Consider the following 11,475-nt stretch of genomic DNA (forward strand, 5'->3'; position numbering starts at 1 on the left):
AATGATCGACGGGGTATCCAATTGTCCCGCAATTCCCATTTTAACAGTAATTATTACTGATATCTACCTTGGACTTGGAAAACTTACGCAAATTGCGAAAGTGAAATGGGAACTCACGGAATAATACGCTGCCGAACGCAAGCGTGCTTCGCAGCAATTGCAGACCGGAATCGATTCTGCTATGTTGAAGAGGATCAGGAGCCTGTATACGGTTCCTTCCTACGATTCGGAGGTCCATTATGAACTCGCTTGCTTGTGAAGTACTGTCGGCGGGCTACTCTCATCATTCAAAGCCGTTTTATGTCAAATCGACCCGAGGGCTGCGCAACTATTTGATCCGGTTTCAAGTCGAGGGGTGCTGCCGGGCGCTCGTGGACGGACAAGTGCAGTTGATCGTTCCCGGAGATCTTCTGCTGTTCAAGCCGAAGGATCAGTATGATTTGCGGATCGAAGAGGAGCTGCAGCAGAACGGGGAACTCGGCGTGACGAGCGGGGATTATTACTTTTTTTGCCGTGGCGCCTGGCTCGAGGAATGGTGGAGCCGGACGGCCAAGCAGCAGAAGCTGAAGCTGCCGATCAACGAGAACGTGCTGCACCTGTGCCGCCAAACGATATTGGAGCAGCGCAGAGGCAAAGCGCCGGCCAAAGAAATGGCCGAATATTATTTGCGGCTATTCTGCCTGACGGTCGAACGGGCGAGCCATGAGCAGCAGAACGTATCGGGCAAAGGAAAATCGTTTCTCGCCTACGAGATGAAACGGTATATCGAGGAGCATGCGCTGTCGCCGCTTAAAATCGAGGACGTCGCCTCCCACGTGGACTTGAGCGTATCCCGCGCCGTCCATCTGTTCAAATCGGTATTCAACCAGACGATCATGCAGTACGTGCAGCACATTCGCCTGTCGATCGCCCGGGAACGAATCCTGTTCAGCAAAATGTCGCTTGAGCAAATCGCCGAAATGTCCGGCTTCAACAGCTATACGTATTTTTTCCGCGTGTTTCGCGCCAGGTATGGTCTTAGCCCGAAGGAGTACCGCGAGGAAGAAGCGAACTTGATAGACTAAGCGGAGCGGACCTCATGCGCGTTTGTGTACCGAAAAAAACGCTCCCCCGAACGAATCGGAGAAGCGTTTGCCGCAGCTGTTACCTTACACCCACCACATTTGCCCGAGCGGCTCCCGCAGCAGCACCTGCTGCAAATTGCCGACCGCTTTCGTAAAGCCTTCGTCGACCGACATCAAGCCGTCTTCGTGCTCGATGCTGACCACATAGTCGTAACCGACCAGACGAAGCGCGCTCAAAATGTCCGCCCACGTCTTCAGATCGTGTCCGAAGCCGACGGTGCGGAACTGCCATGCCCGGTCGAGCATCAGCGAATACGACTGCATATCCGTTACGCCGTGCTTGTTCACGTTGATCGGATCGATCGTCGTGTCCTTCGCATGGAAGTGATGGATCGCGCCGGCGCGGCCCAAAATTTGCACCGCTTGAACCGGATCGATGCCTTGCCACCACATATGGCTCGGATCGAGGTTCGCGCCGATCGCCTCGCCCGCCGCTTCGCGCAGGCGGAGCAACGTACCCGGGCTGTGCACGGAAAATCCGCCGTGCAGCTCGAGACCGATTTTCACATTGCGGTCGGACGCGTAACGGCCCCACTCGCTCCAATACGGAATAACCTTCTGCTCCCACTGCCACGTCAAAATTTCCTGATAGTCGTTCGGCCATGGCGCTACCGGCCAGTTCGGATATTTCGCATCCTCGTGGTCGCCCGGACAGCCGGAGAACGTGTTCACGACAGGCACTTCGAGCCGCTCGGCCAAATCGACCGTTTTCACGAACGCATCGTGGAATTCTTTGGCGATCGGCTTCTGCGGATGAAGCGGATTGCCGTGGCAGCTCAAGGCGCTGATCGTCAGCCCGCGGGACTCGACCGCCTGCTTGAACGCTTTCAGCTTGGACGAATCGCCGAGCAGCGTATCCGGATCGCAATGCGCGTTGCCCGGGTATCCGCCCGTTCCGATCTCGACCGCCTCCAGCCCTTTGGAGGCGATGTAGTCCAGCGCTTCCTCCAGGGGACGACCGGCGAACAATACGGTAAATACACCCAGTTTCATGGCAAATTCCTCCTCCCGAATTCCGTTTGTATGATGTCTGTATAGCGGTAGTTTTATCCGTCCGCTGCTATTATTGGTTCAAGTAAACCGTTTTACCGGTACGTCCGGATTCGTAGAGCGCCTCGAGAATTTCCGTCACGACGAGCGCCTGCTCCGGCTTGACGAGCGGTGCCGTATCGTTCAGAAGCGCTTCGACCCACAGACGGGCTTCCAAATCGCCGCTGGATTCCTTCTTGCCGTCGTAGAAAGCTACGCCGCCGACATCCGTCTTCACCGTCGTATCGAACATGCGGCCGAACTGCTCGCCGTTAATGCGCAGGCCGTTCTCCATATCCGCACCGCCTTCGGTACCGCAGAGCACTGCTTTCGCTTCGCCGACTTGCAGCGTATTCAGCGCCCAGCTCGATTCCAGGACGATCGTCGCGCCGTTCTCCATCTTAATGAAGCCGAATGCCGAGTCTTCGACCGTAAATTTCTTCGGATCCCACGGACCCCAAGCGTTCGCCGCATTTTCTCTGCTGCCGAGCTTGTGAAATACGGAACCCGTAACACTGACCGGCTTGTAGTTGTCCATCATCCACAGCGTCAAATCGAGCGCATGCGTACCGATATCGATGAGCGGTCCTCCGCCTTGCTTCTCTTCGTCCAGGAAAACGCCCCATGTCGGAACCGCGCGGCGGCGGATTGCAAGCGCCTTGGCATAGTACACTTCGCCCAGTTGTCCGCTCTCGGCAACCTGCTTCATGTGCAAGCTGTCCGGACGATAACGGTTGTTGTAGCCGATCGTCAGCTTCTTGCCTGTCCGTTTCGCCGTTTCGACCATCCGGCGCGCGTCGGCGGCCGTCTTCGCCATCGGCTTCTCGCACATAACGTGCTTGCCGGATTCCAAAGCGGCGATCGAAATTTCCGCATGGGAATCGTTCGGCGTACAAACGTGCACGACGTCAAGCGTAGTATCTTCGAGCAGTTGGCGATAGTCCGAATACACCTTCGCGCCTTCTACGCCGTATTGCTTGGCCGCTTTATGGGCGCGCTCTTCTTCGATGTCGCAGAACGCGACCATTTCCACTTGCGGAAGCTTGGCCAAAGCCGGCATATGCTTGCCGTTGGCGATACCGCCCGTTCCGATAATACCGACTCTCAATTTCCCGTTTGCCATTGACTGGAACCCTCCTACTATTTGCTTTCACGAATGGGCATGACTGTATAACTTTCAGTTCTATGTAATCATAAAGCTTATTCTTTGAACATGAAGTATATGATACTATGATGAACTATTTGGCTACGATTATTGGAGGACATCATTTCCAATTCGATTACATGCCAGCACGCACAAGGGGTTCAGCGACTCCATCTATTTGCGGCACATGGCCCGGTCGTCAAAATATTACGAATATCGATCACATCCGCGCTTGTTCGAGTCCTTTCCCATATCGCGCATTTTCCCGAAGTTTGACGAGATCGGACAACCAATATTGCCCGAACCGGCAAATCTCTTTCCCATCATCTACAAAGCTTCCATAAAAACACATATTATATCATATTTCCTCTGATTTTTCGCTATCAAACTGTTATAATTTGCCTGTTTATATTTCACTTCATAGTTCCATCGGCATATAGTATAATGAAAGCAATTTCAGAGTATGTTGTCGATTGGGGATTTATTATGAATGTATTAATCTTTCTACTTATTTCCACTTTGGAGTGGCTTGCGCTCGTTATTTTGTCTTTCACCATATTCAAATTCCAAATCCGATGGTACCGGGGGCAAATTATTTTTTCCGCGTTCCTTCTATCCCTGCTCTCCTACAGACTGTTTGAAGTACTTAAATTGTCCGAGCTTGCGACATTTCTTCAACCTCCGATCGTTTTCTTGTTTTTTTGGCAAATATTCAGAGTTGCAGTATTTTATGCCGGATTAATGGCGATAAACGGGTATCTGGGTTACTTGCTCATTAATATGATTGTTTATTCAATTTACCGCCTCTTTGGAATTATGTTATTGCCTGGCACACCGCCCATGTATATTGCTCAATTGATTTCAGCATTTGCAGCATTATTTATAGCATGGTTAATCCACAAGTATAGAGTCGGATTTACATTCGTTCCGCATGGCGAACGGGCAAATGTAAAGCTGACAGGGATAAATCTACGGCTTCTTTTATTTACAATAATCGGCTATATAGCCATTTCAGGATTCAATTACTTATACCTCGGCGACTATACTGTGGTACTAGTTTTGCTCACGACTGGAACGCTAGGGATTTTACAATACTGGGTATTCAGGAAGGAGTATTCAGACGATGATTGAAGCATGGTCGGAAAAAATCGCCATTTCCATTAAAAACGCCAATGAAGAGCATACGGCCAGTGTACCTTTGATGAAGTTTGCCCTGATCATTCTATTTAACTTTTTTATACCGACTATTATTTCTCTACTTATTGGAGCCATGACGGGAAACCTTGCTGAAACTGCACTTTCCATTAGTTCTTTCGTAATATTGCGCATGGCTTCCGGCGGTTATCATTTCAAATCATCTATGGTGTGCATGCTTACCATGATTGTTATTGCCGTAATCCCTCCGCTCGTACCCGTCTCGGAAAACTGGACTTTAATCTTGACTGTAGTTGGTCTAATTCTTGTGGCTATGCTAGCGCCCTCCAATATGCGAGGTTACAATAGAATGCCGGAAAAATTTTATCCGCTTTTGAAAACTGCATCCGTCATTTTTGTTGCAAGCAATCTCTATATTGGTTCAGAAGTTATGGCGCTAGTCTTTGCAATCCAGGGAGTCTCACTATTCGGGTTTAAGGAGGTGTGAACATGACACGCACTGCCGCTAAATTGGTGTCGACGTTTTTGACCGGTATCGCTCGTTACTTTGTTCAAACTGCGTCCCCATCCGCTCATCGACCGGAAATTCCCGAAGAGTTAAAAAAATGATTTTTAGAAATGGCTGTCAGAACATTCTGACAGCCTTACCCCCTTTTGGAGTTGACTGTATCGTGAAATACCCAGTTACCCTCGATCCGGATAACTTTGAACATATCGTTATGCTTGATTTGCAAGAAATAGTGAAAATAGAAGTCAATGATCGAAGCGTTACTTTTCATACACGTGAAGAAGTTTACTATCCGTTAGTATGGACTATCTCGACATTAGAGCCTCATTTACAGCATCACGGCTTTCACAGGTTGGACCGAAACAACTTAGTGAACATGAATAAAGTTACTCATTTCGACGAAGAGCGTGCGCTCGTTTTTTTTGATCGTGAAATTACAAAAAAAAGCAAATTTGCTACAATATCGAACAGAGAGAAAATGAAAGTGAAAAAGGAAATGAGTAGGCGGACGGAACAATCGCCGAACGAATTTTAATATAATACATAAGCAGTACCATTTATTGCATAGGAGAGCGATCAAGTTCACAAGAAATTTTGCTGCCAATTTGGTTTACGTGTAGTATGATTAATAAAAAGATTTTTGTTGTTACTTCAGGATAACGGAGAAGTTCCATGAATGTTTTGATTTTCCTTATTATTTCCATGTGGGAATGGTTTGCCCTTATTATGCTTGCTTTTGCCCTTTACAGATTCGAGATTCGTTACTACGTGGGTCAACTTGTATTTTCCTCATTTTTATTGGCTTTGTTTTCCTACATGGTATTCAATGTTTTCGATTTAAAAATATTCGCAACCCTCATTCAGCCAATTGTTGTCTTTTTATTTTTTTGGCTTTTATTCAAAATTCCTATTTTTTATGCAGGACTCGTGGTTGTTAACGGATACTTAGCGTACTGTCTCGTAACGTCTGTAATTTTTTATTTCATTAAGCAATTTGGGTTTGTATCTATTCCTTCTACCCCAACAAGCTTCGCTACTCAAAGCATAGCAGGCCTAATCGTGTTGTTCCTGGCCCGAGCGGTAGTCAAATATCGGTTAGGATTTTCATTTGTTCAGCACGGTCATGAAATCAAGAACATATCGGGAACTAACTTAAAACTTCTTATATTGACCATCATAGGATATATCGCTCTTTCCAGCTTTAACATATTATATTATGGAGCCAATAAAACGTTAATCGTACTCATTTCCATGATCGTAGCCTTCGGCTTGATGCAGTATTGGACGCTCAAGAAAGAGCATGAGGCCGCCTTCTTGAAACGAAACAAGAAATATAGTATGGACTCTTAAGTGCCCCGACTCTACCGACCGGATAGAGTCGGGCTTGCTCGTTTACAGCAATCGACGTCTGTCCCCCATTATCCGAACCAAATTTTCGCCTTGTCACTTATTGATTCCGCGAAATTCTGTTTTTTCGAACATTTTTTTGCAGATATCCCCCGCCGACATCCCTTTCATAACTAACTTATAATCATGGTAAATAAATGAATGCCAAGCTTACCTTACGTATAGTAATAAGAGCAAATGTACAATTCCACTGCACGATATACGGAGAAACAAACATGGATGTTATCATTTTTCTATTTTTTTCAATGCTCGAATGGTTCGCCCTGATTTTGCTGACTTTCGCTCTCTTTAGATTGGAAATTCGGGATCATATCGGCCAGCTGCTGTTTGCCTCCTTTTTGTTATCGTTGTTTTCCTTCATGTTATTTATAGTACTTGAACTAACACTGTTCGCTACTCTCATCCAACCGATCGTCGTGTTCTTGTTTTTCTGGCTGCTCTTCAAGATCCCGGTCTTTTACGCGGGATTAATTGTTGTAAATGGTTATTTGGCTTATTTGTTAGTAACCTCGATCATCTACCTAGGTATAGATTATATAGGGGTCGAAAGCTATCCCGGAACACCTATTACCTATCTCATTCAGTTTATCGCCGGAATTCTTGTGTTTATCTTGACTTGGAGTATTCAAAAACTTCGAATTGGATATTCTTTTGTGCAATATGGAAAAAGCACGATTTTCCAAGGCGTCAATCGAAAGCTTTTGCAATTGACAATTCTAGGTTATGTGGCTTTAGCTAGCAATAACATGCTGTACTTCGGAGCCCACAAACCGCTGATTGTCCTTTTTTCCATGACCATCTCCTTCGCCCTCCTGCAATATTGGACGCTCAAGAAAGAACACGAAGCCGCCTTCTGGCGCAGGAACAAGAAATATAACATTGATGCATAAGTAAACATCTACTACGTTAAACAACCCCCGACCTGTCCGATCTCGGACAAAGTCGGGGGTTTATTCGTTTCACTAGTACAACGTTTCAGAAAGCCGTTCCCTTTACGAAGAGTCGTCACGCGGACGCGACGCTGAAGATCGCCCGGCCGGAACGACTGCAGAGGCGTATCCTCACCCGATCAAGCCCCTACGGGAGAACCCGATTGGGCGGGAACGGCTGGAACCGATCACCGCCCCAGGCGGCAGATGGGGGGTCGCGGAACAGGCGCCCCTGCAGCTAACCTGCAATAGTGCAGGTAGATTCCCGGAAATAGCCGTTTTTAGCGGGTTATGGTGTGATCTGCCTGCACATTTGCAGGTAAACGAGTCAATAAGTCGAGTTGAGGCCAAACAAGATGCATATTTGCAGGTAAATCCCAACCGGACTCGTCGCTGGTCGCCCTGTTCGCCCTGGCGCTCGGTCTGCGATGCCTGACTGCTGACTGCTCACTCCGGCCACTGGCGTGTCTCTAATCACACGGTGTTCCCTTCAAGGAAATCCCGGATGGTAGACTACACGATCGAAGCCGTTGGCGGTCATAGCAATGAATTTACGAAACGTTTCACTGCCAATCGAGATCAGTTGTTCGGCAATCGGATCCAGTTGCCGCCCAACCACGTGTCGATCAGATACCAATCACCGGCCCGCTCGCGGGCCGTGACCGTTTGAGGTCCCAAATACGCGCCGACGGGGACGAGTCTGCCGTTCACGTGAACGTACAGATCGGCATTTTCGGTCAGCGCTATAGTTTCGTAATGAGGCTCGGGGTTCCATGGCGATTTGCCCACGATTTCCGTTATGTAACGATCCACACCGCCAGCGATGCCTTCCGCCATGCTCTCTTGATATTCGTCTGTCGACAACAGCTTGTCTTCGTCGGGGTTCGTCATGAACCCCATTTCGATCAGCACGTTCGGCACCGTAGACCAGTTGAATCCGGACAAATCGCTCCGGGCTGCCGTTCCGCGGGATTTTACGCCGGTCGCCGCCACCATATCCGCCAACACGATTTCTGCGGCCGATTTGCTCAGTCCGTACTGCTCGGCAGTCGCCGAGACGGACTCCGCCGGGTATAATACCGACGCTCCCCGCGTCTTGGACGACGAGTCGCCGTCGGCATGGATCCGCACGAACAAGTCGGCGGCGGCGTTGCCGGCGACCTCCGCCCGCTCCTTGTTGCTAATATCGACGTCGTGCGTCTGCCGGGTCATGACCACTTTATAGCCCCGCGCCTCCAGCTTATCCTTGATGTGCATCGACACTTCCAACGTCAGCACATACTCCGGTTTGCCGGTAGCTACACCGCGTGTACCTGACGATACTTTCGGCTTCTTCTCCGCAGAACCCGGCCCGACCGGCTCCAAGGCGTTATTGCCTTTCTCCTGATGCCCGGGATCGATGCAGATGACGGGGGCGGCATTCGTATTCTCCCCCGCCGCGGCGACAGGAGGCTGCGCCGTCGCAATCGACACCGACAACAATATCGCGAGCAACATGGCAATCGTTTTGGCTCCTCGGACCGCTTTGGTCCGCGATGTCCATTCGTTCATGGTCTTAACCGTTTTCCGTGTATTGTTCCGTGTATCGTTCCGTGTATCGTTCCGTGTATCGTTCATCGTCCATACCGATCCTTTACGGGGTTAAGGTTAATAGGTGGCGGAAATGTGCCCCATCTTCATCGATACGCGATCCACCATCTCGACGAGGACGGATGCCAGCTCCCGTTCGCGTTCGGCCAAGTTCATCTTGGACAAAGCGCCGGATATGCTGATGCCGGCCACGACCTTCCCGGTCCGTCCGACGACGGGCGCGGCCAAGCAAGCGCGGCCCAGAGCAAGCTCCTCCTCTTCCACCGCATAGCCTTTTTTGCGGATTTGCCCAAACTGCTCGTACAAGACGGCCTTGTCCGTCACCGTCCGCTCCGTATAAGCTTTCAACGGCTCGTTCGACAGCAGCTGCTCCGCTTCGTCCGCATTGCCGTATGCAAGCAGAACTTTGCCGATAGCCGTGCAATGCAGCGGATTGCGACGACCGATGAACGTGTACATTCTGGGGGACGTGTAGCTGTCTACATGAGCCAAGTAAAATAGGGTGCCCCTGTCCAGGATGGCCAAGTTGGCGTCGAAGCCTGTCTTCTTCTCCGCCTCGTACAGCTCGGGCAGCGCCTGCTTCCGTATCTCGTAATGGTTCAGGGCGATGCCGCCGAGCGTAATAATCTCGTTGCCGAGCCGATAATAGCCGGTCGAGTCGTCCTTGATCACGTATCCGAGCGAGACCATCGTCGTAAGCAGACGGGATACGTTGCTTTGCGTCAGATTGAGCATTTTGGCAAAGTCGATAACTCTCAGCTCGGGGTACTCGTTCGTAAAGCATGACAGTATTCCTAGTGCCCGCGTTACGCTTTGCGTCAGCATCGCGGTGGATTGTTCCGATTTCAAGAGGATCCTCCTCAATTAAAAGCCAATTTCATAATACACATTTCCATTCTATCGGATTCGATGATTGATTTCCATATTCGGATGTAGAGCGTGTCCAAAAATGTTAAGGAGAAGCATCAGCAGTAGGAGCAGAGGTTCATTTCCGAGCGTAATTCAAAATCATATATTCGCGCAAGTACACTTTGCCGCTATTCCATTATTATCTTGATTCGTCCATCCGCTTGTTCCGAACGGCATAGCGACGATGATTACTCATTACCGATCATATATGTTTATAAATGTTCGTTACATGCGCTAATTTACACATTTTATTAATGAAAAGCAAAATATTTATTGTTAAACAAACAAAAATGTGCATAATTAATAGTAAATCACGTTGTATGCGATTACATGAACAACCTGGTACATACTCAATACGCCGCCACATCTCTTTCCTGCAAGTTGGGAGCGGGATCTTAGATAATAAGAAATGGCAGGTCTTGAAGAAAGCGAGGTGGGCTGGGACATAGGCACGGAATAGTATCTCATACTGCTTCCCCCGGGGTGCCGGAGAATAGCCAGAGTATGCAAATACTAGGTGGAGGTGTCAAGTCCAGTGAAAAGCTTGATTTCACGCAAGGGCAGTCGGTTGTTCGTCCAGATGGGCGCCGTTCTTCTGATCGCCCTGCTGCTGCTCCCGATCCTGCCGTCGAATCATCAGGCGTCGGCAGCCGGCAATCTTCCGGTAACGCTCAAGTTCAATTTGTCGGATAGTTCGGACCCGTCGATGCTTAAGAAAAATTTGCAAAGACACACCGTCTTGCAATCGTTCGCCTTCGACAATACCAATCAGCATACGTATACGGTCCAGTTGATTGGCGGAGGTCTACAGCTTCCGGGCGAAACTTCCGCGCCCAATGCGGCGACCCGCAGCTCCAATGGGGATCTGTGCGTGACGAAGCTGGATTGGTCCGGCAATATTATCAGCTACATGTACGTATTGGGAGCCGGACACGGAGTATCCATCGGCGTCGAGCCGGGCATCGGGCAGAGCGGGCAGCCGGTAGCTTATCTGTGGATGGAGACCGACGGCGTGGATACGGGAAGCGGGGCAAGAGGCACGAAGATCGCCAGATTCCCGTTTACGGACGGTGCGGTCGTAACCCCCAATACGCCTTGGCTGCAGAAGCACACGCTCGTACCAGGGGCTACCAATACGACGGTCAGCATCGACATGGCGCATGGTTACATTGTTCAGCGTTACAAAGCCACGGACGAGTCGTATAAGCTCAGCGTGTTCGACCTGGCCCAAGTGAAATTGGGCAACTATACGGCGCGATCCACGATCACGCTTCCTGGGGTAAGCGCCAACACCTCATTCCAGGGCTATACCACCTATGGCAGCTACGCCTATTTGCTGGAAGGCACCTATTATGGCAAGGCCGGAGCGAATTCGGTGCCACCTGACGGAAATACGCACATTACCACCATTGACTTGAATACGGGCGCGATCGTAGAGGGACCGAAGCTTACAAAAGCCGGATACTCCTTGCTTTACCGGGAACCGGAAGGCATGGCGATCCAGATCCCGAATCCCGGCAATCCCGGCTCTGCTCGTTTGTCGTTCGGTTTTGCCAGCTATGTCTCATCGACGGACACTACCAAGCAAGCCAGTATTTATTACAAAGACGTCCTTTATTAAGCGGCGGCAATAACCGTCTAGCAAGTAAAACGCTTACTCAAGTTCGACAACTTCATCAC

The 11,475-nt window shown here is 49.6% G+C and carries 12 protein-coding genes; 8 read left to right on the forward strand and 4 right to left on the reverse strand.

Translation table 11 applies throughout. The annotated features are described in order from the left end of the window. Window positions 1–239 precede the first annotated feature (239 nt). A complete protein-coding gene (locus tag FE784_RS26600) occupies window positions 240–1,064 on the forward strand; it encodes an AraC family transcriptional regulator (RefSeq protein WP_139605288.1) in 825 nt (274 codons plus the stop codon). An 84-nt stretch (window positions 1,065–1,148) separates the two neighbouring features. Here the strand turns inward: FE784_RS26600 and FE784_RS26605 are convergent, their stop codons facing one another. Both FE784_RS26605 and FE784_RS26610 read right to left on the reverse strand, forming a co-directional pair. Further along, window positions 1,149–2,117, reverse strand: a complete 969-nt coding sequence (locus tag FE784_RS26605; RefSeq protein WP_139605289.1) for a sugar phosphate isomerase/epimerase family protein — start codon at window positions 2,115–2,117, stop codon at window positions 1,149–1,151. Window positions 2,118–2,187: 70 nt separating this feature from the next. After that, a complete protein-coding gene (locus tag FE784_RS26610; RefSeq protein ID WP_139605290.1) occupies window positions 2,188–3,276 on the reverse strand; it encodes a Gfo/Idh/MocA family protein in 1,089 nt (362 codons plus the stop codon). A gap of 507 nt (window positions 3,277–3,783) precedes the next feature. Between FE784_RS26610 and FE784_RS26615 the strand changes: the two genes are divergently transcribed. The 6 genes from FE784_RS26615 (at window position 3,784) to FE784_RS26640 (ending at window position 7,257) form a co-directional block, all read left to right on the forward strand. Then, complete coding sequence (locus FE784_RS26615; RefSeq protein ID WP_139605291.1) at window positions 3,784–4,428, forward strand: hypothetical protein; 645 nt, start codon at window positions 3,784–3,786, stop codon at window positions 4,426–4,428. After that, entirely contained in the window at window positions 4,421–4,939 is a 519-nt protein-coding gene (locus FE784_RS26620; RefSeq protein WP_139605292.1) for an accessory gene regulator ArgB-like protein, read from the forward strand. The genes FE784_RS26615 and FE784_RS26620 overlap by 8 nt, the downstream gene beginning before the upstream one ends. Before the next feature lie 2 nt (window positions 4,940–4,941). Continuing rightward, entirely contained in the window at window positions 4,942–5,061 is a 120-nt protein-coding gene (locus tag FE784_RS26625) for a cyclic lactone autoinducer peptide (RefSeq protein WP_139605293.1), read from the forward strand. Beyond that, window positions 5,058–5,495, forward strand: coding sequence for a LytTR family DNA-binding domain-containing protein (locus FE784_RS26630; protein WP_139605294.1), 438 nt, complete (start codon window positions 5,058–5,060; stop codon window positions 5,493–5,495). The genes FE784_RS26625 and FE784_RS26630 overlap by 4 nt, the downstream gene beginning before the upstream one ends. 137 nt (window positions 5,496–5,632) lie before the next feature. After that, window positions 5,633–6,310: a hypothetical protein gene (locus tag FE784_RS26635; protein WP_139605295.1), complete on the forward strand. Its 678-nt coding sequence runs from the start codon at window positions 5,633–5,635 to the stop codon at window positions 6,308–6,310. 272 nt (window positions 6,311–6,582) lie between these two features. Beyond that, window positions 6,583–7,257, forward strand: coding sequence for a hypothetical protein (locus tag FE784_RS26640; RefSeq protein WP_139605296.1), 675 nt, complete (start codon window positions 6,583–6,585; stop codon window positions 7,255–7,257). A 618-nt stretch (window positions 7,258–7,875) separates the two neighbouring features. Here the strand turns inward: FE784_RS26640 and FE784_RS26645 are convergent. Then, window positions 7,876–8,847, reverse strand: coding sequence for an N-acetylmuramoyl-L-alanine amidase family protein (locus FE784_RS26645; protein WP_218103818.1), 972 nt, complete (start codon window positions 8,845–8,847; stop codon window positions 7,876–7,878). Window positions 8,848–8,943: 96 nt separating this feature from the next. Then, window positions 8,944–9,735 carry an IclR family transcriptional regulator gene (locus FE784_RS26650; RefSeq protein ID WP_139605297.1) on the reverse strand — a complete coding sequence of 264 codons (792 nt, stop codon included), beginning with the start codon at window positions 9,733–9,735 and terminating at the stop codon, window positions 8,944–8,946. Between the two features lie 595 nt (window positions 9,736–10,330). On the opposite strand from FE784_RS26650, the gene FE784_RS26655 reads away from it, so the two are divergent. Next, a complete protein-coding gene (locus tag FE784_RS26655; protein WP_139605298.1) occupies window positions 10,331–11,416 on the forward strand; it encodes a phage baseplate protein in 1,086 nt (361 codons plus the stop codon). Window positions 11,417–11,475: the final 59 nt, after the last annotated feature.

The sequence above is a fragment of the Paenibacillus hemerocallicola genome, assembly GCF_006265175.1.
GTDB lineage: Bacteria > Bacillota > Bacilli > Paenibacillales > NBRC-103111 > Paenibacillus_AB > Paenibacillus_AB hemerocallicola.